Source organism: Paenarthrobacter sp. RAF54_2 (assembly GCF_052113945.1).
In the GTDB taxonomy this organism is placed as follows: Bacteria; Actinomycetota; Actinomycetes; order Actinomycetales; family Micrococcaceae; genus Arthrobacter.
On record NZ_JBFRDV010000015.1, the window covers coordinates 182,845 to 203,408 of the forward strand.

At 62.8% G+C, this 20,564-nt stretch carries 20 protein-coding genes; 10 read left to right on the forward strand and 10 right to left on the reverse strand.

Annotated elements, in window-relative coordinates:
- Positions 1-5 precede the first annotated feature (5 nt).
- The 5 genes from AB4Y87_RS16705 to AB4Y87_RS16725 form a co-directional block, all read right to left on the reverse strand.
- Entirely contained in the window at positions 6-296 is a 291-nt protein-coding gene (locus tag AB4Y87_RS16705) for a Dabb family protein (RefSeq protein ID WP_442005424.1), read from the reverse strand.
- The gene (locus tag AB4Y87_RS16710; RefSeq protein WP_442005425.1) at positions 293-1,951 is read right to left on the reverse strand and encodes an FAD-dependent oxidoreductase; all 1,659 of its coding nucleotides are present in this window, start codon (positions 1,949-1,951) and stop codon (positions 293-295) included. Before AB4Y87_RS16710 ends, AB4Y87_RS16705 begins: the two co-directional genes overlap by 4 nt.
- A gap of 36 nt (positions 1,952-1,987) precedes the next feature.
- A complete protein-coding gene (locus tag AB4Y87_RS16715) occupies positions 1,988-2,773 on the reverse strand; it encodes an SDR family NAD(P)-dependent oxidoreductase (RefSeq protein ID WP_442005426.1) in 786 nt (261 codons plus the stop codon).
- Positions 2,774-2,946: 173 nt separating this feature from the next.
- Positions 2,947-3,741, reverse strand: a complete 795-nt coding sequence (locus AB4Y87_RS16720) for an IclR family transcriptional regulator (protein WP_442005427.1) — start codon at positions 3,739-3,741, stop codon at positions 2,947-2,949.
- 1 nt (position 3,742) lies between these two features.
- The gene (locus AB4Y87_RS16725) at positions 3,743-4,465 is read right to left on the reverse strand and encodes a GntR family transcriptional regulator (protein WP_442005428.1); all 723 of its coding nucleotides are present in this window, start codon (positions 4,463-4,465) and stop codon (positions 3,743-3,745) included.
- A 108-nt stretch (positions 4,466-4,573) separates the two neighbouring features.
- Here AB4Y87_RS16725 and AB4Y87_RS16730 point away from each other — a divergent pair, with 108 nt between their 5' ends.
- From AB4Y87_RS16730 to AB4Y87_RS16760, 7 genes are all read left to right on the forward strand, one after another.
- The gene (locus tag AB4Y87_RS16730) at positions 4,574-4,810 is read left to right on the forward strand and encodes an MFS transporter (RefSeq protein ID WP_442005429.1); all 237 of its coding nucleotides are present in this window, start codon (positions 4,574-4,576) and stop codon (positions 4,808-4,810) included.
- Positions 4,807-5,721 (forward strand): N-acetylglucosamine kinase, encoded by a 915-nt coding sequence (locus AB4Y87_RS16735; protein WP_442005430.1) that lies wholly within the window; start codon positions 4,807-4,809, stop codon positions 5,719-5,721. The genes AB4Y87_RS16730 and AB4Y87_RS16735 overlap by 4 nt, the downstream gene beginning before the upstream one ends.
- Positions 5,722-5,761: 40 nt before the next feature.
- On the forward strand, positions 5,762-6,832 hold the full coding sequence (locus AB4Y87_RS16740; protein ID WP_442005431.1) for an SIS domain-containing protein: 1,071 nt from the start codon (positions 5,762-5,764) through the stop codon (positions 6,830-6,832).
- A gap of 167 nt (positions 6,833-6,999) precedes the next feature.
- Positions 7,000-8,169 carry a LolA family protein gene (locus AB4Y87_RS16745; protein ID WP_442005432.1) on the forward strand — a complete coding sequence of 390 codons (1,170 nt, stop codon included), beginning with the start codon at positions 7,000-7,002 and terminating at the stop codon, positions 8,167-8,169.
- 24 nt (positions 8,170-8,193) lie between these two features.
- The gene (locus tag AB4Y87_RS16750) at positions 8,194-9,168 is read left to right on the forward strand and encodes an ABC transporter ATP-binding protein (protein WP_442005433.1); all 975 of its coding nucleotides are present in this window, start codon (positions 8,194-8,196) and stop codon (positions 9,166-9,168) included.
- 76 nt (positions 9,169-9,244) lie between these two features.
- The gene (locus AB4Y87_RS16755) at positions 9,245-10,060 is read left to right on the forward strand and encodes an ABC transporter permease (RefSeq protein WP_442005452.1); all 816 of its coding nucleotides are present in this window, start codon (positions 9,245-9,247) and stop codon (positions 10,058-10,060) included.
- Positions 10,061-10,080: 20 nt separating this feature from the next.
- Complete coding sequence (locus AB4Y87_RS16760) at positions 10,081-10,701, forward strand: L-threonylcarbamoyladenylate synthase (RefSeq protein WP_216925826.1); 621 nt, start codon at positions 10,081-10,083, stop codon at positions 10,699-10,701.
- A 24-nt stretch (positions 10,702-10,725) separates the two neighbouring features.
- Here AB4Y87_RS16760 and AB4Y87_RS16765 read toward each other — a convergent pair whose 3' ends face one another.
- The gene (locus tag AB4Y87_RS16765) at positions 10,726-11,865 is read right to left on the reverse strand and encodes a serine hydrolase domain-containing protein (RefSeq protein WP_442005434.1); all 1,140 of its coding nucleotides are present in this window, start codon (positions 11,863-11,865) and stop codon (positions 10,726-10,728) included.
- Between the two features lie 14 nt (positions 11,866-11,879).
- The gene (gene ligD / locus AB4Y87_RS16770; protein ID WP_442005435.1) at positions 11,880-12,905 is read right to left on the reverse strand and encodes a non-homologous end-joining DNA ligase; all 1,026 of its coding nucleotides are present in this window, start codon (positions 12,903-12,905) and stop codon (positions 11,880-11,882) included.
- Positions 12,906-13,018: 113 nt separating this feature from the next.
- Here ligD and AB4Y87_RS16775 point away from each other — a divergent pair, with 113 nt between their 5' ends.
- Positions 13,019-13,684 (forward strand): alpha/beta hydrolase family protein, encoded by a 666-nt coding sequence (locus tag AB4Y87_RS16775; protein ID WP_442005436.1) that lies wholly within the window; start codon positions 13,019-13,021, stop codon positions 13,682-13,684.
- A gap of 4 nt (positions 13,685-13,688) precedes the next feature.
- Here AB4Y87_RS16775 and AB4Y87_RS16780 read toward each other — a convergent pair whose 3' ends face one another.
- The 3 genes from AB4Y87_RS16780 to AB4Y87_RS16790 all read right to left on the reverse strand — a co-directional run bounded on the left by AB4Y87_RS16780 (position 13,689) and on the right by AB4Y87_RS16790 (position 17,289).
- On the reverse strand, positions 13,689-15,773 hold the full coding sequence (locus AB4Y87_RS16780) for an elongation factor G-like protein EF-G2 (RefSeq protein WP_442005437.1): 2,085 nt from the start codon (positions 15,771-15,773) through the stop codon (positions 13,689-13,691).
- Positions 15,774-15,916: 143 nt separating this feature from the next.
- Complete coding sequence (locus AB4Y87_RS16785; protein ID WP_442005438.1) at positions 15,917-16,675, reverse strand: M50 family metallopeptidase; 759 nt, start codon at positions 16,673-16,675, stop codon at positions 15,917-15,919.
- Positions 16,672-17,289: a TetR/AcrR family transcriptional regulator C-terminal domain-containing protein gene (locus AB4Y87_RS16790; RefSeq protein ID WP_442005439.1), complete on the reverse strand. Its 618-nt coding sequence runs from the start codon at positions 17,287-17,289 to the stop codon at positions 16,672-16,674. The genes AB4Y87_RS16785 and AB4Y87_RS16790 overlap by 4 nt, the downstream gene beginning before the upstream one ends.
- A 154-nt stretch (positions 17,290-17,443) precedes the next feature.
- On the opposite strand from AB4Y87_RS16790, the gene AB4Y87_RS16795 reads away from it, so the two are divergent.
- Both AB4Y87_RS16795 and AB4Y87_RS16800 read left to right on the forward strand, forming a co-directional pair.
- On the forward strand, positions 17,444-18,901 hold the full coding sequence (locus AB4Y87_RS16795; RefSeq protein ID WP_442005440.1) for an APC family permease: 1,458 nt from the start codon (positions 17,444-17,446) through the stop codon (positions 18,899-18,901).
- Entirely contained in the window at positions 18,891-20,549 is a 1,659-nt protein-coding gene (locus tag AB4Y87_RS16800) for an amidohydrolase (RefSeq protein WP_442005441.1), read from the forward strand. Before AB4Y87_RS16795 ends, AB4Y87_RS16800 begins: the two co-directional genes overlap by 11 nt.
- Positions 20,550-20,564 lie beyond the last annotated feature (15 nt).

The following is a 20,564-nucleotide window of genomic DNA, read 5'->3' on the forward strand; positions in this document are numbered from 1 at the left end:
CGGGCTTACAACTGAAAATCAACGGCGATGATCTGCTCGCTGTTGGGGAACGAGTACTTCTTCAGGGGCTCATGCAAGGGGTGGGTGTTGTAGACCTCGATGTCTTCCACGGCGTTGAAATCGGCCACAATGGCGTAGTCGAAGGAACGCCCGTGCTGGAGGATGTCCGGGCCGTGGGTGAGTGTCAATAGCCCAGGAACATTGCCGGCCATCCGGTCAAGGCCTTCGATCCAGGCGGCTTTGTCCAGCGCTGGGAAGTCAGGTTTGAACTTGAACAAGACCGTATGGCGGATCATGAGGCTACCTCGGCCGGGAGACCTTCATATTCTGCCGTTTGGTTCGCAAGAGTCCTGCCCGCCAGGTATCCCATGGTCATGATGGGGCCCAGGGTTGCGCCCGCTCCGGGGTAGCCGGCAGCGTAAGCATTTTCCGTGGTATTTCCGGCAGCGAACAGCCCGGAGATGGGTTGCCCGTCCACGTCCAGAACCCGGGCGAGACCATCAGTGGCTACGCCTCCGTTGCTGCCGAAGGCACCGTTGACTACCTCCATGGCGTAGAACGGACCAGTTTGTAAAGGCCCCAAGGAGGGGTTGGGCCACGGGCAGTCGTCGTCGCCCCAGTACTTGTCGTAGGCGCTTTCGCCACGGCCGAAGTCAGGGTCTTCGCCTTTGACTGCGAATTCGTTAAAGCGTTGGACCGTGGCTGCCAGATTCTCCGCAGGGACGCCGATCTTTCCGGCCAGTTCCACCAGCGTGGGAGCCTCGATCAGGTAGGCCGGCGTCGGCTGGCCCGCCCGGTGGGCCAGCACACCGTACCGCTCCAGGTAACTGTGATCGAACACCACGTGTGCAGGGGTGTTCAAGGTCTGGTTGTTGGGCGAATCCCACGACTGCAGGCATCGGGCGAGGTCGTTGTAGTTTTGGGCCTCGTTGGCGAACCGACGCCCGTGGCGGTTCACCATGAGCGAGCCCGGTCCCTGCCGTTCGAACCGGAGCAGTGTGCCAATGGGCGCGCCATCCCGTGTATCCCCCGTGATGGACATGGGAGCCCACCACGCCTCCCGGGTTCCGCGGGTTTGTGCCCCGATCCGCTGGGCCATCCTGAGTCCATCTCCCGTATTCGAAGGGGGCGAGCACATAATGTATAAGCGCGATGCCAGGAGCGAGTCCGCCAAGGCCTTGTCCCATTCGAAACCGCCGGTGGCCAGGACAACGCCGTCATTGGCGTGGAAAGCCTCACCCGACTCGAGCCTGACGCCCACTACCCTGCCGTCATCGTGCAACAGTCGATCACCGCGGGCACCGACCACCAACGAGGCACCGTCGCGGACCAAGCTGGCCAGCAACATCGCGATGAGGGCCTGGCCCTTGGCCACGAGGCCGTCCTCTTGCCGCTGGCTGAGCTTCTCCCAAGGAAATTTGGTGAAAGCACCCCACGTTTCGTATTCCTGCATGGTGAAAGGTGCCCGGCCGTCGGAGCGGACATGCTCTGCCAGCCCGCCAAGTGCTTCACGGATGTTGAAGAGCTCCGGTTCAACTGTCCTGCCGCCTGTGACGGATCCGGGGAGATCCTGACGATAGTCCGGAAAGTTCTCCAGGAAGATGAAGCGTAGTCCGCATTCGTCCTCGGTGAAGCGGAGCATCGCGTCCCCGTAGTTCAACGCGGCATCCAGCAGTTCTTCCCTGCCTCGGCCCCGGGCGACGGCCCGGACGTAGCGGGCGGCGTCGTTCTTGGAATCGCTTAGCCCGGCCGCACGGGCATGGTGGTTGTCAGCCACCCACAGCATCCCGCCGGACACTGCGGACGTACCGCCCAACAGTTGGGTCTTTTCAAGCACGACGACGGACTTGCCGGCGCGTGCGGCAGTCGCCGCTGCGGTCAAAGCGCCTGCACCGGAACCAACCACTACGACGTCATAGGTATCGGAACGTGTGCCGTTCAGGAATTTCATGATCATGCCTCTCTGGAAAACGGTGGTGCGTGAACGTCAGACAGCTGTATAGCCGCCGTCGATGACAAGCTCAGAGCCGGTGGTGAAACGGGATTCATCGGAGGCGAGATAGAGGACTCCGTAGGCAATTTCGTCCGGTTCGCCCTGGCGCGGTAGCGGGTTTCCGCCCACGAGCTGCTTGTAGTAGGCCTCGGGGCCGATAACGGACTGCTCAGCCGAGCGTTGGCTCATCCTGGTGTTCATGGAACCCGGGTGGATGGAGTTCACCCGGATACCGTGAATGCCGTAGGCTGCCGCATCGGACTTGCTCAGGAGCCGGACAGCACCTTTGGTGGCGTGATAAAGCGGGACATTGCGTCCACCGGTGATTCCGTGGATGGAGGAGAAGTTGATGATGCTCCCCGACTTCTTGTGGATCATCCCCGGGACGACGTACTTGGTCATCAGCCATACGCCTTTGACATTGACGTCAAAAATGACGTTGAAATCATCAAGGGTTGCAGTGTGGCTCGCTCCCGCTGGTCCGATGATGCCGGCAGCGTTGACCAGGACGTCCGGAGGGCCGAGGTCTGTGGTCACTTGCCGGACAGCCTCGGCGACGCTCGATTCATCGGTGACATCGACGTCGTACTCCTCAACTCCCGGGTGTCCGTGCCTGCTGCCCGTTCCTGCCCGGTCCAGGCTGGCGACCACTGCCCCGTGGTCCGCCAGTAAACGGGCTGTTGCGCTGCCCAGGTCACCCCTGCCGCCCGTGACCACGGCTACCTTGCCGGCCACGCGGCGTGCCGTCCCTTCGGGAACTGAATGCGCTGCAGTCTCCATGAACAACTCCTCCTGCCGCGGGATTGCGGCTGCTCAACCATCGATTCGACGCAGGGCAGCACGGAATAGCCCGTTGGGGCTGAAAATTGTGGTTGCCGGGCGAGCTGCCCTGCTTGAACTCCACTCTTCCAGCGGTCTGTGAGTGGGAACACAAGGTTACCGATGAACGGGAATCAGATATTGCCGTTGCTCTGCCGCAAGGTTCGTTTTAGTTCGCCGCGCCACCCTAAAGCACGTGAGATGCCGCGGGCCGCTGTCGTCAACACAGGCACGCGGATGGCGGCATTTTCTTCATTCCGGGGTACGACGACGCTAAGGGCTGCCACCACTGTATTGGAGCGGTCGAAGACGGGAACGGCGATGCCGCTGGACTCCGGGACGATGATACCGGGCATGGACGCGAAGCCCCGTTGGCGGATGCTTGCCAGATGGCGGCGCAGTTCAGCTGGATCGGTGAGCGTCGCATCCGTGAACTTTTCCAATGGCCGTGACAGGAAGAGGTCCTGGTATGCCGCCGGAGAGTGGGCCAACAAGACGAGGCCGGAGGAAGTCCCGTGCACCGGTAGGCGCCCTGCGACCTTCGTGATATCCACCATGGAGTCCCTGGAGCCGATCCGCTCGATGTACAGGACTTCATCCGAATCCAGGATTCCCAGAGTTGTTGAATGCTGCACCACCGACTGGACGTCCTCCATGAACGGCAGCGCGGCTTCACGAAGGCCGACCATCCGTGAACTTCTGGAAACGAGTTCCCAGAGCCGCGTACCTATGCGAACCTCGCTGTTGGTTTCCCTTTCCAGCAGCCCCTCCGCGAGCAGTTCATCGACCAAACGGTACGTGGTGGTGACGGGGAGCCCGGACCGGCGGGCAAGACCGGCCACACTCATGGTGCGGTGGCCGTCGTCGAAAGCTCCCACCAAACGGACGACGCGGCGGATTACGGATTCGCCCGATTGCGAGTTGGCCATTTCAGGAGCCGGACTTCACGCGTGAGACGAACCGGAAGCGGTCGCCGCGAAACGTGCTGCGCGTCCACTCGACGGGGACGCCTGCAGCGTCCCGTGCCAGGCGGTGGACCACCAGCAACGGCGCCCCCATTTCAATCCCGAGGAGCCGGACGTCYTCGGGCCCGGCAAGTGCCGTTTCAACGGTGTCCTCAACGTCGGAGATGTGGATGCCGTACATGTCGGCCAGGGCTGTATAGAGCGAACCGGCCTTCTCGAGGTTTGCCTTGAACCGCGGCAGCTTGCCTGGGAGGTAGGCAACCTCGTGGGCCAGCGGTTCGCCGTCGATCAGCCGGATTCGCTCAAGCCGCGTGACAGCATCGCCATGGTCCAGTCCCAAATTCGCTGCGACGTCGACGTCCGCCTTGGCCACTGCCAGGGACAGGAGCTTCGAGTCAGGCCGTAGCCCTTGGTTCCTCGCGTCGTCGGAGAAGGACGTGAGCTGCCGCACGTGGGTGATCTTTGGCGGCGCCACAAAGGTGCCGTGCCCTTGGATGCGGCCCAGTTTCCCCTCGGCAACCAGCTCGCTAATGGCCTGCCGAACGGTGGTGCGGGACGTCTTGTACTTCTCAGCCAGCGCACGCTCTGTAGGAATGAGTGTGCCTGGCTGCTGTCCGGCGATCGAGGCGAGCAACTCTGTCTTAAGGACGTAGTACTTAGGCGTTGCCGACGCGACATCTGTGGACATATTGACATCCTACTTGTAGACGCCAGGATTGGTCTATGCCAATATTGTGCAGGTTGGTCTAAACCAATTTTAGAGAAACTCCGAGAAACGATAGGTGCCAAGGTCCTGGTGGCAGCGTTCTTCCTGACCATGCTCCAGCGTTTGGGTGGTGCACGCACCTTCGCAGTGTTCGGTGTTCTGGCTATCCTCGGCTTTATGTTTGTCCGCAAGTTCGCTCCCGAGACGAAGGGCCGCCCCTTGGAGGAAATACAGCAGTACTGGGAAAACGGTGGGAAGTGGCCGGAGGCTGAGGCAGCCGGGCAGGTCCCCCCACAGGAAAACACCGAACTGGCGGTTGCCCGGTGACGGCGGCAGTGTTGGGCCTTCATATTGGAGGCTCCAAGACGCATGCTGTCCGTTCGGATGTGCACTCGGGCTCGGGTCAGGGCGCGCAGCCAAGCGAGGCACATGTCGAGATCACCGAGGCGAGCGCCAACCTGTCGTCAGTGGGTCATCAGGGAGCGGACGCAGTCCTACGACGAATCGCGGCTGCCGTCGGTGACGGCGTTGAGGCGGTTTGCGCCGGTGCGGCGGGGGCGGATACTCCTGCCAGCAGGGCGGTCCTGAGTGCCCTGCTGACGGAGTATTTTCCCGGTGCCAGGATCGAGGTGGTCCATGACACCCGCATCGTGCTCGCCGCAGCAGACCTCGAGGCCGGAGCGGTCCTGGTCGCAGGCACCGGCTCCGTAGCGTGGGGCCGGAACCGGGAGGGACGGGAAGCACGGAGCGGGGGCTACGGCTACTTGCTCGGTGATGAAGGCGGAGGCTATTCCGTGGTGCGTGACGCCGTCCGGGAGGCCCTGCGGGAGTACTACGCGGGACTGGAACCCGGCACGATGGTCAGTGCCCTTTTGGCTGCGACGGCGAGCGCGGATGCACTGCAGCTCATGGATCTTTTCTATGCCAAGCCCGAGCCGGACCATTGGGCGGGCCTTGCCCCGCTGGTCCTGGACCTTGCAGTTGAGGGTGATCCTGCTGCGTTGCGGATTCAAGCCGAAGCGGCGCATTCTCTGGCCACGTTGGCCAGGCAAGTACTGGGTGAGCTCGGATTGGACCTGCCGTTGGTGATGGCTGGCGGCCTTCTGGTCAATCAACAGCAGTTGGCGGGCGCTGTTGCCCGCAAGGTTGCCGTGGAGGATGCGTCGCTGATCAGGATCCAGAGCCAGGCGCCGGTGCACGGGGCCGTAAAGCTCGCACGGCAGCTGATCCAGCCCTGACTCCCAGAGATTTTGCCCCTTCGAACAACAGACAGGAACCATGAGCATCACTCCTACCTCCCCAGATGTCCCGCACCATGCTCCAGGCATCAAAATGGCCTATGAGATCGGCGAGCAGCCTCAGGTACTTGCCGGACTCCTGGACTCGGGCCGCCACCAGTTCGTGGCGATGGCGGACATCATCAAGAAGGCGAGCCCACGGTTTGTCCTGCTCGCCGCCCGCGGCACGAGTGACCACGCGGCGTTGTACGCGAAGTACCTCATTGAAATCAGCCTGGGATTGCCGGTGGGCCTGGCGTCGCCGTCGACCCTTACTGCCTATGGCGCCACGCCCCAACTGGAGGGCGTGCTGTGGCTGGCGGTCAGCCAGTCCGGCGGCTCGCCGGACCTGGTGGAGTCGACGGCGGCCGCCCGCCGCCTTGGGGCGCTCACCGTAGCGGTGACCAACTCGCCGGATTCCCCCTTGGCCGGGGCGGCGGAGCATCACCTGGATATCCGGGCGGGAAGCGAAACTGCCGTAGCGGCTACCAAGAGCTACACAGCGCAGCTTCTGGCCCTGTGGTTGCTGGTTGATGCGTGGCGTGGTGGGACGTTCGCCGACGCCGCGGGCCTTCCTGGGTGGGCCGCTTCGGTCCTTGCCGACGACACCCTGCTGGACGTCGCTGGTGGTTACCGCTTTGCTGACCGGATCATCACTACCGGTCGTGGCTATTCCTACCCGACGGCGAGGGAGGGTGCCTTGAAGCTCATGGAGACCTCGTATCTTCCTGCCCAGGCATTCTCCGGAGCGGACCTGCTGCACGGGCCGTTCGCCATGATCGACGCGCAGCATCCTGTGATTGCCGTTGTGCCGGAGGGAATCGGAGGTACGGCCATGCGCCCAGTCCTGGAGCGGCTCGCAGATCGCGGCGCGCATGTGTGCGTGGTGGGCGATCCCTCTGCCGCGCTGCCAGGTAGTTTGGTCCTTCCTTTGCCTGCGGGCGTTCCGGAGGAGCTCTCCCCTATCCTGCAGATCCTGCCCCTCCAGCGTCTGGCCTTGCAGTTGTCGGTGGAGCGCGGCAATGATCCCGATGCGCCGCGTGGCCTGCTGAAGGTCACCGAAACCTGGTAGGCGCAGCACGGTAGACGCAGCAACCTGGTGCGCACCGGTGCGTGGCTGGATGTGCACGCCGCATCCAGCCTGCGGACCGATGATCCGTTCAGGTAACGGGAGTAGTCTGGATTCATGCCTCTCACGTGTGGTGGTCGGTAGCAATGGCGCGGGCCAGGCAGCGGTGGTTGCCAGCTCTCCTGATTCCCCTTGCGTTGGCACTGGCGGCGCTTATTGGCTCCGTCCAGGCCGGCGCAACTGTCTCCCTGCCGCCCAAAACGGCCGACGAGATCCTGGCGATGATAGCCCGTACCGAGGTGCGCGCTTTATCCGGCACTGTGGTGCAAACTGCGGAGTTGGGGCTGCCTGAAGTTCCCACGGCTGGCCCGGGAATCGTGCCCGGAGCCACGTCGGCTCTTGAGCTGCTCACAGGCTCGCACACAGCGCGGGTCTATCTGGACGGGCCCTTCAAGGCCAGGCTGCAGATCCTGGACCGGATGGCCGAACGTGACTTTGTGGTCAATGGCGGCGATGCCTGGTTCTACAACTCCGCGGACAACAGCGCAACGCACTTGAGCGTCCCTGTGCCCTCAAAGGCTGAGCGGAGAGGATCCGTGCCAAGCGAAACACCCCGTCCTGACATTCCCACTCCGGAGGCAATGGCCAGTCACTTCTTGTCAGCCATTGATTCCAGCACCAAAGTAACGGTGGGAGATGCGTCCACAGTGGCGGGTCGCAGCGCGTACCGGCTGAGCCTGGTGCCGCGCAGTGACGGAACCTTGGTTGATTCGGTGTCGATCGACGTCGACTCCGAAACCGGTTTGCCGCTGGGCGTCGAGGTCCGCGCGAAAGGCCAGCCGGAGCCCGCGTATTCCCTTGCCTATACCGAAATAAACCTCACCGCTCCGGACGCGGCTTTGTTCAATTTCACTCCTCCGGCCGGTGCAACTGTTACGGAGAAGGCGGCTCCCATGAAGCCGGTGCCGCCTGCGATGGAAGCTCCTGCTGCCCCGGCACCGGACGCTCCCGTTCCAAGCCCCAATGAGCCAGCTACCACTGAGCCGGCTCCGATCCCGGATGCTGTTGTTCCAACTCCTGAGGGATCAGCCACCCCGATGCTCCCCCACCCCAGCCCTTCAGTGACCGGCGAAGGGTGGGACACCGTGATTGGTTTGCCCGCTGGAACGGCGCCCGCCGAACTCACATCCAACCCGCAGCTCGCCCAGGCCCTGCAACCCGTGAGTGGCGGACGGGCCCTAACAACGTCCCTGGTAAGCGTCCTCATTCTCGACGACGGCCGCGTGTTTGCGGGATTGGTGCCGTTGGACCGGCTGGAATCGGCCGCGACGGCACCATGATCGGCACCCTATGATCGGCACCCTGTGACGGAGGTCCGTGAAACTGCACCCGGCTCCCAACCGATTGACCTTGCCATAGAAACCCATGTCCTCGTGAAGCGCTTTGGGCACCGTTCCGCGGTGGATGGCATTGACCTTGCGGTCCCCCGTGGTGCGGTGTTCGGTTTCCTGGGGCCCAACGGTTCGGGAAAGACCACCACCATCCGGGTCTTGCTGGGGCTCGCTTCAGCGAACAGCGGTGAAATACGGGTTCTAGGCAGGGAGATGCCGCAGCAATTGGCCTCGGTGTTGCCCGAGGTCGGCGCGCTGGTGGAGGGGCCGGGCTTCTACCCATTTCTTTCCGGAGCGGCCAATCTGCTGCGGTTGGACTCCGCTGATCGCCATGCATCCTCTTCCACCCGACGCCAGCGCGTGGACGAGGCGTTGGACCGCGTTGGCCTGAGCCACGCCGCGGGGAAGAAGGTACGTGCCTACTCACTGGGCATGAAACAGCGCCTCGGGCTGGCCAACGCCATGCTACGGCCCCGGGAACTGCTGGTGCTCGACGAACCAACCAACGGGCTGGACCCCCAAGGCACCCGGGAGGTGCGCAACCTGGTACATTCCCTTGCCGCCGGCGGGACCACAGTCTTCGTTTCCAGCCACCTCCTGGCCGAGGTGGAACAGATGTGCACCCATGTGGGCGTGATGAGTGCCGGACGGCTGGTAGCCCAAGGACCCCTGGATGAACTGCGCTCTGCCGGGCAAGCGCACGTCCTGGTGCGAACGCCCGACGTCGAACGTGCTGCCCGGGTCCTGGCCCGCCTGGGTCTGGTGCCCGGCGAAGCGCCTGGCCGCGAGGTGGTCCTGGGAAACGGGCTGGACGGCGTTGAGCCTGAAGAGATCGTTGCCGCGTTGGTGGCCGATGGCGTCAGGGTCAGGGGCTTCACTGTGGAGAACGCAAGCCTGGAGGAGCGCTTCGTGTCCTTGACCGGAGAGGGGTTCGACGTTGTCGGCTGAAACTGCTGGAAGGGCTGGAGCGACTCCTACTACTGGTACGACTGCTACTTCCAATGACAATGCTGTCCATCCCGGGATGGGGTGGGCGCTGGTTGGCTCGGAGCTATCCGTGCTGTTCCGTCGCCTCCGGACCTGGGCAATGCTGGTGGCCCTCGCCGCCGTTCCGATCCTGATTGCCCTTGCCGTCAAGCTCTCGTCCCGGCCAGCGACACCCGGTCGCGGGCCATTATTCTTGGATCGCATCACCCAGAATGGCCTCTTTGTTGCCGTGACAGCCCTGGTGGTTTGTGTCCCGCTGTTCCTCCCCCTCACCATCGGAGTGGTGGCAGGAGACACCATCGCCGGAGAGGCCAACCTTGGAACGTTGCGCTATCTGCTCCTGGCACCGGCGGGGCGTATCCGCCTGCTCTTGATCAAGTACGCCGGTGCCGTCGCTTTCTGCTGTGCCGCAACGGCCACCGTCGCAGTGGCAGGTGCCCTGGCCGGCGTCGTGTTCTTCCCTATCGGTCCCGTGACGCTACTTTCAGGGGACACGATCGGGGTAGGCGAGTCTGTATTGCGATCCTTGCTGATTGCTGCCTACATCACGGTCTCGCTCCTGGGATTGTCTGCGATCGGGCTGCTCATCTCGACCTTCACGGATGTCCCCGTAGGGGCGATGGCGGCGACCATCGTCCTCTCGGTGGTATCGCAGGTACTGGATAACCTGCCACAACTCGATTGGCTGCATCCCTGGCTGTTCAGCCACCACTGGCTGGGCTTCGCCGACCTCCTGCGGCAACCGATCGCCTGGACGTCGTTCGGTGAAAACGCGCTGCTCCAAGCGGGCTACATTGCCGTCTGTGGCGCGCTGGCCTACGGGAAGTTCTCCACCAAAGACATCCTGTCCTAGCTTTGACGTAGGCTCTCTGCATGGCCAGATTCTTTGACGTGCACCCTGAAGATCCCCAACCACGCGCCATCGGCCAAGTGGTTAATATGCTCCAAAGCGGCGGGCTGATCGCCTACCCCACCGACTCCTGCTACGCACTGGGTGCCCAGATCGGCAACAGGGAAGCCTTGGATCGTATCCGGACTATCCGGCAGTTGGACGATAAACACCACTTCACCCTGGTCTGCAAGGATTTCGCCCAAATGGGGCAGTTCGTGATGATCGATAACGATGTCTTCCGCAGCATCAAGGCCGTCACCCCAGGCAGCTACACCTTCATCCTTCCGGCCACGCGCGAGGTTCCCAAGCGCCTGCTCCACCCGAAAAAGAAGACAGTGGGAGTACGCATCCCGGATCACAAAGTGGTTCAGGCGCTCTTGGCGGAGCTCGGTGAACCCTTGCTTTCCAGCACGCTCCTGCTGCCCGACCAGGAAGAGCCCCTCACTCAGGGCTGGGAAATCAAGGAGCGGCTGGACAACGAAGTGGACGCCGTGATCGATTCCGGCGATACAGGTTCGGAGCCCACCACGGTGATCGATTTCTCCAGCGGCACGGCAGAAGTAGTTCGGCGCGGAACGGGCGATCCTTCACGGTTCGAATAGGGTCCCAGCGGGGGCGAACCGCGATCAGCGGAACTGGAAACGGCAACTCGCGTTCAAAGCGACCTGGGCGAGTCCTGTCAGTTCCAAAGCGATGGCCGAAGGTTGCGTAGACAGGGGCGACGGCGGGTAGGCCAAGGAAATGGTGAGCTGACGGTTCCCATCAGCACTGCTGATGGAGATGGTGCCATAGCCAGGTATGTCACCTGAGTGGCCGTAATAGAAGCCGTTGGTGCACGTGTCCTTCCAGTGGTCCAGGCCCAATCCGTAATCGGCGAAAACCGAACCCTTCACCTCCACCAGGCTCTCCGGTAACAGCAGCCGCCCCTTGAGCAACGCTGCGTAGAAAGCATTGATGTCCGTAACGCTGGCGATCAAGCCGTCGGAAGCCGGGCCGCCTTGCTGGACGGTACGCGTGACGTCCACTGTTTCACCCCCCACCACTGCATAACCATGGACCAGGGTGTTTGAAAGGGGGCCCTCGTCCAACAGCATGGTTGAGTGCAGATTCAAGGGATCCAGGATTTCCGTCCGCAGGACCGCGCCCAGTGGAGCGCCCCGGAGCCGCTCCACCAAAAAGCCGAGGACTGCATAATCCGAAAGTCCGCTGGCATAGGGAGTCCCTGCCGTGTGGCCCAGCAATTGCCGGACTGTCACAGACTCCGGCTCTGCCGGCAGGAGGACTTCGATCCCCGGCAGGTATTTGGCGATCGAATCCTCAAGTACCAGCCGGCCTTCTTCGACCAGCTTCAACACGGAAACTGCCACCATGGTCCGTGTAAGCCCGCCCACCCGGATCGGATCGTCCGCCTGCACAGGAGCACCTCCGTGAAGGCTCCTGACACCCGCCGCGTGCCTCCACACTTGTTGGCCGGCCCTGGCTTCCATCAGCACCGCGGGGGCACCGTTCTGGAGCATCTCGCGGCTGAAGAGTTCCAATGTTGCCTGCAGCTCGGCAAAGGCCGGTGTTGTTGGTGGTAAGGGTGATGCCGTCGTGGACTGTGCCCCCCCGGATGGCGGCGTGGGCGCCGTGGAAGGGACCGCCGTCGAGCTTGTCATTGGTGCCGGCGGAAGCGGGTTGGGCTGCGGTTCGCCCGTGCAGCCAGCGAGGAACAGTCCGCACACAAGCGCTGCGGTCACAATTCCCCTGCGTGAACCTGGAGGCATGCTTGCTCCTGCGGTTACTCCTCCTGCTTCCGCGCCCGGCTCGGCTGTACCCGCATGGGCTCGCCCGGCATCTTGGGAAATTCCGGCGGGAACGGCATTTCGCCCTGGCCGTTCTTGACGTCGCGTTCCCACCATTGCAGAAGGACGTCGAGGTCTCCGGGCTTGTCATGCATGGTGGCCCATGGGTCGCCTGTCTTCTTCAGCCGATCCGGAACTGTGGTGATGGTGTACTTGGCCGGATCGGCATTCTCCAGCTCTTCCCACGCCAACGGGCACGATACCTGTGCATTTGGCACGGCACGCGGGCTGTATGCACCGGCAATCGTCCGGTCCCGGTTGGCCTGGTTGAAGTCCACGAAGATCCTGGTCCCGCGTTCTTCTTTCCACCATGCCGTGGTGACCTTCTCCGGCATCCGTCGCTCCAACTCCCGGCCCGCAGCGATCACCGCGTGGCGCACTTCCAGGAACTCATGCTTGGGATGGATGGGGGCGTACACATGCAGTCCCCGGTTGCCCGAGGTCTTGATGAAGGCCGTCAGCCCGGCTTCGTCCAACAAGGCCCGGAGTTCCTGCGCAGCCGGTATGGCGTCGCCAAAGTCGGTTCCAGGCTGGGGATCGAGATCGATTCGCAGCTGGTCGGGATTGTCAGGATCGTTGGCACGGGAAGCCCACGGGTGGAAAACGACCGTGTTCATTTGCGCTGCCCACACCGCGGCCGCGGGTTCGTCGATCACCAACTGCGGATGGGTACGGGCGCTCGGATACGTCACCATGACCGAGCGGACATACTCCGGCGCACCCTTGGGCGGGTTCTTGGAGAAGAACATCTCCCCCTCGATGTTGCCGGAGTACCGCTGGAGACTGACGGGCCGGTTGCCGTTGGCCGCCACAAAAGCATCGCCCACATCCACCAGGTAGTTGGCCAGGTCCAGTTTTGTCAGCCCGGCCTCGGGCCACATGACGCGGCTTGGACTTGAAATCCGGACTTCGCGGGAGCCCTCGGGGCCGGGCACGGAGACTGTTGCTGATTCGCTCGCCATGGCCACAAGCTACCCCGTCAAGGGCGTTCCCGTCAGCATCCTGCGTTCCTTTTTTCGAAAGGTGTGAAGTAGCGCTTGGCAGCGCCAAGGCCAAACTGCACCATGATGGATACATGCCAAACACTGAAACCGCCCTGACTGTTGCCGTGGGAGACACCAAGGTATCGGCAATCCACGTCCGTCCGGAGAAGTCGTTCGCGACCCTCGTAGTTGCCCACGGCGCCGGAGCAGGCAAGGAACACCCCTTCCTGCAGGGATTTGCCGAAGCGATGGCGGAGGAAGGCGTCAGTACGCTGCGCTTCAATTTTCCGTACCGGGAAGCCGGGCGACGTTTCCCTGATCGTCCGCCCGCAGCGATTGCCACGTGGCGGGCCGTCATGGAAAAGGCCGCGGATCTCGCAGGCGATGAACCGTTGTGGGCCGGCGGAAAATCCTTTGGGGGTCGGATGGCATCCATGGCCGTGGCCGAGGAAATGCCCGCGGCTGGCCTGGTATACCTCGGTTATCCCCTCCACGCACCGGGCAAACCGGAGAAGCTCCGCGATGAACACCTCTATGGGATAACGGTGCCCATGCTCTTCCTCCAAGGCACTCGCGATACCTTTGCGACGCCGGAACTTCTGGAGTCGGTAGTGGCCAGGATAGGCCCGACGGCGACTCTCCAGTGGAGCGAAAATGCCGACCATTCGTTTGTGGTCAAGGGCCTCAAGCGCAGTGCCGCCGAGATAGGTGCCTCGCTTGCACCCGCGGCGGCTCGGTTCATGAGGGACAACAGTTGAGGAACTACTTCGGCACGGGTTCGTGGCGCAGATACGATCGCCGGAAGCGCCCCGTACCCGCCGTGAGCGCCCGAAGTTCAACGGCGTAGCGCAGAAGCTCCTGGTCAGGGACTTCTGCGGTGATCTCAGTACCTTCGCCGTTGGCTGCCGTAGTTCCGGTCACCCGTCCCCTCCGGCCCGACAAATCACTCATCACCGCCCCCACGTGTTCGTCCGGGACGCTGACCACCACGGCGGACACGGGTTCCAGAAGCTGGATCCTGGCCGTTGACGCGGCTTCGCGAAGCGCCAAGGCACCGGCTGCCTGGAAGGCTGCGTCTGAGGAATCCACGCTGTGCGTTTTTCCGCCCACCAAGGTGACCTTGATATCCACCACGGGGAACCCAGCGGAAACGCCCTTGAGCATCTGGGAGCGCACGCCCTTCTCCACGGAACTGACGAATGTACCGGGAATAACGCCGCCCACCGTCTTGTCGGCGAATTCAAACCCTTCCCCACGCGCCAATGGCTCAACTTCTATGTCGCAGATGGCGAACTGTCCGTGTCCGCCGGATTGCTTGACGTGTCGGCCGTGCCCTGCGGCCTTGCTGGCGAAGGTTTCCCGCAGCGGCGTGATTACCTCCACCGTCTGAAGCTTGACGCCTTGGCTGCGGAGCCTGTCCAGTATCACCTCGGCATGCGCTTCACCCATGCACCACAGAATCAACTGGTGCGTGTCCTGGTTGCGTTCCACCCGAAGCGTCGGATCGGCCGCGACTACCTTCCCGATGCTCTTGGCCAGCGCGTCCTCGTCGCTACGGGACACTCCTTCAATCGCGATGGGCATCAGCGGCTCAGGCATATTCCACGTTTCGATCAGCAGTGGGGCGTCCTTGTCCGAGACAGTGTCCCCGGTCTCCGCGTTCGCCAGCTTGCTGATGGCGCAAATGTCACCCGCGATGCACTCCGAAACAGCCTTCAGGCTCGATCCGACGGGCGAGTACAGATGCGTGACTCGTTCATCGCTGTCGTGGTCCTCGTGGCCCCTGTCCGCCAGTCCCCTGCCACCGATGTGGATGGCTGAATCTTCACGGAGGGTGCCGGAAAAAACACGGACCAGGCAGACGCGGCCCAGGAACGGGTCCACCGTCGTCCGCACCACCTCGGCAGCGAGGCGTCCTGCCGGGTCGCACTCCAGTGGCTTCAGAGAGGATCCATCGAGTTTCATCACCGGGGGCGCGGTGCGCTCCAACGGCGACGGCAAGGCATCAATCATCAGTGCCATGAGCTCGGGAAGCCCCAAACCCGTTTCCGCCGAGGTAGCCATCACGGGGAAGAAGGAGCCCCTGGCCACGGCGGTTTCCAGGTCCTTGATGAGGTCTTCCAGGGGCAACTCTTCACCGCCCAGATAGCGGTCCATGAGGGTTTCGTCTTCGCTTTCAGCAATAATCCCTTCAATCAAGGGACCGCGGGCTTCCTCCACGATCGGATCATCGCTGCTCCCATGGAGCACGCCTGCCAACCCTCCGCCAGAGGGCAGATAGAGCGGAAGGACAGACTCGCCGAAGGCTTCCTGGCAACGCACGACGGCGGCGCTGAAGTCCGCGCGGGGGTGGTCCAGGCGGCTGACTACTACAGCCCGCGGCATGCGGATCTTCTCGCATTCACCCCACAAGGCGATGGTGGCGCCGTCGATGCCGTCCACGGCGGAGACGACAAAGAGGGCCGCATCGGCGGCCCTCAACCCTGCTCGTAATTCCCCCGTGAAATCCGTGTACCCCGGAGTGTCGATCAGGTTCACTTTGACCTCGCCCACCAGGATCGGGGCCACGGACATGGTGACGGACCTCTGCTGATGGATGGCTGAAGGGTCTGAATCGCTGACAGTTGTTCCCTCAGTGATGGAACCCATCCGGGTGATGGCACCGGTGGCAGCCAACAGCGCCTCAACGAGCATCGACTTCCCTGCACCTGAATGCCCTACGAGTGCCACGTTGCGTATCTTGGCAGGGTCACTTGCCGCCAGGGCCGTACCGTTCTCGCTTCGCCGGGACTCGGGTGTGCCGGGTCCGGCCGCCTTGGCCGTCTCCCGTGTGCCCTTCGCGGACATGAGCACCTCCTGGTGTCGTATCCAAGCTCGGAGTTCGAACGCGCCGAAAGGTTCGAACGTGTAAGAGGATTGGACACCCTGAGGCGACCACAGGGCAAGACCCAGCCGCGGACGAAGAGCCAGCGCGAAGTGGCCAAGGGGTTCTAGGCCGTGACCATCCCCCATAACAACCATGCTGAGGTGACTGTGCTTCCTGTGATGACCACGGAGAATCCTGTCAGCCACAGGAACGACGGGACACCCGTGGTTCGGCCAAGGATGTAGGCGTCTGACGCTGCTAGCCGGTCCCGGCGCCGTGTATGGACGCCGGCGAGCTTGAAGAGGTCCCGCACGGCACCCACTGACAGGGCGATCCCCAGGGCCAGCACAATGTAGTTGACGATGGTGGGCGATCCGAAGAGGAGCAAAAGCTGGGCGATAGCTGCGCTGACCACCGCCACGAGGATCCCTGTCAGGTTGCGCAGGAAAATCAGGGAGACCAGCAGGATGAGGGCACCCACTGACATCGCGGCTCCTGATCGGCCCGCGGCGAACGCAGCAATTAAGGCAAGTCCCACGACTGCCGGGGCGGGATAACCCCAGAACCCTGACCAGACCGCGCCGAAAGGGCTCCGGCCGCTGCTGACGAGGCGACCCGAATGATCCAGTCCGATACGAAGACTGTGGACAAATCGCCCCGTCATGAGGGCGGCATAGGCGTGGCCAAGCTCATGGACGAATGTCACGTAGAGACCAAACCATCGCCACGTGGCTCGTGGGATGCTCAGAATGGTTGCTCCAGCGAGAATCGCCAACAACGCCGGCAGAGGCACGGCAGTAGTCTGGACGTCGGTGAAGCCACGGACTACGGCCGCCCACCAGGTTTGCAGCAAGTTCACAGCAGGGTTCACAGGACCGTTCACAGCACCGAGGATTTGAGGCGTGAACGGAGTCCCGCTACCAGGATCTCCAAACCGAAATCGAAGGCCGCTTCACCACGCTGGTCCGGCGGACCGGCGTGCGTCAACGCCTGGGTAAGGGTCGGGTAGCCGTGAACCGGAGGTGCCCACACGACGTCGGGAGCTGCCAGGTCCAACGCAAATCCCAAGGCAAAACTGTCAATGGTGGAGATCGCCGAGACCACATCCTGTCCCTGGAAACCGGCCTTTTCCAGGGCGACGGCCAGGTTCTCGTAGAGAGCGAGCACTTGATCGTCCTGCACCGTTTGCAACACCAGCAGCGGGGCCAGACGGGGATGCCGGGCGAACGCGTCACGGTAGCTGCGGACAATAACTCTGAGGGCCTCCTCCCAGTCCTGCCCTTCATGGAGGGTGTAGGGGCTCTCGGCGATGATCCGCCCGCGCATGAGCTCCAGTATTTCTTCCCGTCCGCTGACGTGATTGTAGATAGACGATTGGCTGACGCCGATCCTCTTGGCCAGTTTGGGCAGGCTGAAGTCGCCGGCCTCGTCTACCAGCTCCAAGGCGGCGGTGACGAGAGCGTCGATGGATATCAGCGGAACCAGCGGGCGTGGCATTGGGTCTCCAATCAAAGTGTTGTTACGACTCTAGCCAGAAGTTTGGGCAAAGGTATTGTGCCCCCAATCACAAGGCCTTACGATAAACGAAAGCCTTTCGCTTATCGATCGGCTCCTCCCCCAAATCTCCCCGCATTAGACCTCCGAGGACACCATGTCTGAAATCGAAACCCGCCCTCCAGCAGCGGATGCTGGAAACGGGCTCAAGAAGAACGCCATCGGCACCGGCGGTATCGCCTTCCTGGTGATCTCCGCAGCAGCCCCCTTGACCGTAATGGCCGGCGTGGCACCGGTGGCCATTGGCATCGGGGGCATTGGCGCCCCCATGGGCTACGTCATCGCCGGCGCCGTTCTCTTGATCTTCGCTGTGGCTTTCATGGCCATGACCAAGCACGTCAAAGCAGCCGGCGGCTTCTACACCTACATCACGCTCGCCATGGGAAAAACGGTGGGACTGGCATCCGCCATTCTCGCCATCGTTTCTTATAACTGCCTGCAGATCGGCGTTTATGGACTCTTTGCAGTCCAGACCCAGGCCATGCTCCGGACACTCTTCGGCTTGGACGTCCCATGGCCGGCGGTAGCGCTGGCAGCCGTGGCCGCCGTCTGGTTCCTTGGCTATCGGGGCATTGATGTTGGGGCCAAGGTCCTGGGCGTACTGCTCATTGCCGAGACCGCCATTCTTGCCGTCATGGGTGCTGGAATTCTGGCCAACGGCGGCGCGCAAGGCATCAGCGTTGCCTCATTCTCCCCCGAGCACGCCTTTACCCCTGGCGTCCTGGCCATCCTGGCCATCTGCTTCGCCGCGTTCATGGGCTTTGAGTCCACGGTGCTGTACCGCCGTGAGGCCCGCAACCCTGACAAGTCCGTGCCGCGGGCAACCTACATTGCCGTCGGCTTCATGTCCGTGTTCTACGCCTTCATCGTGTGGACAGTCATCCAGGCCTATGGAGATGGCGACGTGATGGCTGCTGCCGGTGAATTGGCGGACGGCATGTTCTTCGCCACGATCAACCATTACGTGGGTCCTTGGGCAGAAGTTGTCATGTACGTACTGATCGTGACCAGCGTGTATGCCTCCCAGCTCGCGTTCCACAATGCCATCAATCGCTACGTTTACATGCTCGCCAAAGACGGCGTCCTTCCCGCATTCCTCGGCAGGACCCACCCGAAGTACAAGTCCCCGCACCGCGCCGGGCAAATCCAGACAGCCCTCGCCGCCGTCGTCATCATCATTTGCGCCATCGCCGGCGCCGATCCCTACAAACAGCTGCTGATCTGGGTCAACACTCCCGGCATCTTCGGCATTGTCGCCTTGCAGGGACTGGTTTCCGTGGCAGCTTTCATCTACCTGCGGCGCAACCCTGACGCCGTGACCAACAGGCTACTCATTCCCTTGAGCATTGCGTCAGCCATCCTGCTGTTTGGTGTGGTTGCGTTGATCGCCATCAACATCGAACTCCTGACGTTCGCCGATGCCCTCACCAACACCGTTCTCATGCTGGTGACGCCCCTTGTTTTCCTGGCCGGCCTGCTGATCGCCCGCAGATTGCGCACCGCCCGCCCCGCCATCTTTGCCCGGATTGGAAGCTTCGAAACCCATGACTCCTGACCTCATCGTGCTTGCTGACACAATCCACACCCTCGATGACAGCCTGGCTAACAGCGCCCGGCCGGCTATTCAGGCCGTCGCCGTCAGTGACGGTTTGATCGCCGCCGTCGGATCCCGGGAGGACGCGCAGCAGTGGCGTCAGCCGGGCACGCAAATAGTGGATCTTGGCAGTGCCACACTCACGCCAGGCCTGGTGGATTGCCATATCCACCCCGTGTTTGGCCTGGACCTGACCATTGGCTGCGATCTGTCCGGCGCATCCACTTTGGCTGAAGTACGGGCGCTGCTGCAGGCAGAATCAGTGACCTCCGCATCACTAAACGACGGCGGCTGGTTGCGTGCCTGGGGCCTGAATCCGAACGCGTTTGGCCCAGTACCCCTGCACCGGAGTGTGATCGACGAAGTCTCCGGAGACCGGCCGGCCATGATCCGGTTGTTCGACGGCCATTCGGCGTTGGCGAACAGCCGGGCCATGGAACTGGCTGGGATCCATGGGCGTGTTGAATTTGACCAGAGCGCCGAGGTGGTCTGCGATGCCGACGGCGTCCCCACCGGGATGCTCCTGGAAGCGGCGGCCATTGAACTGGTGCAGCGTCACATTCCCAAGGAATCGTTTGAGGAACGGAAGACCCGCCTGGGCAACTTGCTCCGGGACTTCGCCCGGTCCGGCCTGACCGGCGGGCACGTCATGGACCACGACGAGGAGTCGGCCGCCCTTTTTCAGGCTTTGGAAGCCGACGGCGAGCTGCCCCTGCGGCTGCGGAGTGCGCCATGGTGCATGCCGGGCACTGGCGAGCCTGAGTGGAAGGGACTTGCCCACACCATAGGCACCGGCGGACGCCGCTGGTCTGTCGAGGCCATCAAACTGTTCGTTGACGGAACCGTGGACAACGGGACCGCGTGGCTTTACGAGCCGGACCTGTACGGCCAATCCACGGCGCCATTCTGGCCACGGCCGGAAGAATACACAGCAGCGGTTCGCTACTTTGCCTCCCGCGGCATCCCGACGGCGACCCACGCCATTGGCGATGCCGGCGTGGAACATGTGCTGGACGCCTTGGAGTCGCTCCGCGGTGTTGTGCCCTCGGACGTGCTCCGCCAGACGGTTCACAGGATTGAACACATCGAGACGGTGCCCGATCAGCTGGTGGAACGCTTCCAGCACGCCGAAGTGGTGGCGAGCATGCAGCCCACGCACTGCACGCACTATTCCGTGGCGGACCACAGTGACAACTGGTCCACCAGGCTTGGCAAGGTCCGTGCCGACCGCGCATGGCGTTGCAGGGACCTCCGCGAGGCTGGAGTTACCGTGGGTATCGGCTCCGACTGGCCGATCGCTCCGTACGAACCGTTGCCGATCATTGCAGACGCGCAGTTGCGGCGCCGTTCCGGACATCCGGAACAGGAACCAATCGCACCTTCCCAGGCACTCACCGCACTCCAGGCGCTTGAGGGCTACACCTCGCACGCCGCACGCGCTGCGGGACTGTGGGACGTTTCGGGCTCGATCACGGTGGGTAAACGCGCCGACTTCACCGCGTTCGAGCGCGATCCACTGACCGCCGCCCCAGATGAGTTTGCCTCCAGCAGCGTGCTGGGCACGTTCGTGGACGGCGAGATCCAGTTCATGCTGGAAAGGCTCGCCTAAACGTTGTGATCCGCC

What these genes read in the sequence shown, in the direction of transcription:
- AB4Y87_RS16705 (WP_442005424.1), bottom strand. Translation starts at nt 296, where the DNA reads ATGATCCGCCATACGGTCTTGTTCAAGTTCAAACCTGACTTCCCAGCG.
- AB4Y87_RS16710 (WP_442005425.1), bottom strand. Translation starts at nt 1,951, where the DNA reads ATGAAATTCCTGAACGGCACACGTTCCGATACCTATGACGTCGTAGTG.
- AB4Y87_RS16715 (WP_442005426.1), bottom strand. Translation starts at nt 2,773, where the DNA reads ATGGAGACTGCAGCGCATTCAGTTCCCGAAGGGACGGCACGCCGCGTG.
- AB4Y87_RS16720 (WP_442005427.1), bottom strand. Translation starts at nt 3,741, where the DNA reads ATGGCCAACTCGCAATCGGGCGAATCCGTAATCCGCCGCGTCGTCCGT.
- AB4Y87_RS16740 (WP_442005431.1), top strand. Translation starts at nt 5,762, where the DNA reads ATGAGCATCACTCCTACCTCCCCAGATGTCCCGCACCATGCTCCAGGC.
- AB4Y87_RS16755 (WP_442005452.1), top strand. Translation starts at nt 9,245, where the DNA reads ATGGGGTGGGCGCTGGTTGGCTCGGAGCTATCCGTGCTGTTCCGTCGC.
- AB4Y87_RS16760 (WP_216925826.1), top strand. Translation starts at nt 10,081, where the DNA reads ATGGCCAGATTCTTTGACGTGCACCCTGAAGATCCCCAACCACGCGCC.
- AB4Y87_RS16765 (WP_442005434.1), bottom strand. Translation starts at nt 11,865, where the DNA reads ATGCCTCCAGGTTCACGCAGGGGAATTGTGACCGCAGCGCTTGTGTGC.
- ligD (WP_442005435.1), bottom strand. Translation starts at nt 12,905, where the DNA reads ATGGCGAGCGAATCAGCAACAGTCTCCGTGCCCGGCCCCGAGGGCTCC.
- AB4Y87_RS16775 (WP_442005436.1), top strand. Translation starts at nt 13,019, where the DNA reads ATGCCAAACACTGAAACCGCCCTGACTGTTGCCGTGGGAGACACCAAG.
- AB4Y87_RS16780 (WP_442005437.1), bottom strand. Translation starts at nt 15,773, where the DNA reads ATGTCCGCGAAGGGCACACGGGAGACGGCCAAGGCGGCCGGACCCGGC.
- AB4Y87_RS16790 (WP_442005439.1), bottom strand. Translation starts at nt 17,289, where the DNA reads ATGCCACGCCCGCTGGTTCCGCTGATATCCATCGACGCTCTCGTCACC.
- AB4Y87_RS16795 (WP_442005440.1), top strand. Translation starts at nt 17,444, where the DNA reads ATGTCTGAAATCGAAACCCGCCCTCCAGCAGCGGATGCTGGAAACGGG.
- AB4Y87_RS16800 (WP_442005441.1), top strand. Translation starts at nt 18,891, where the DNA reads ATGACTCCTGACCTCATCGTGCTTGCTGACACAATCCACACCCTCGAT.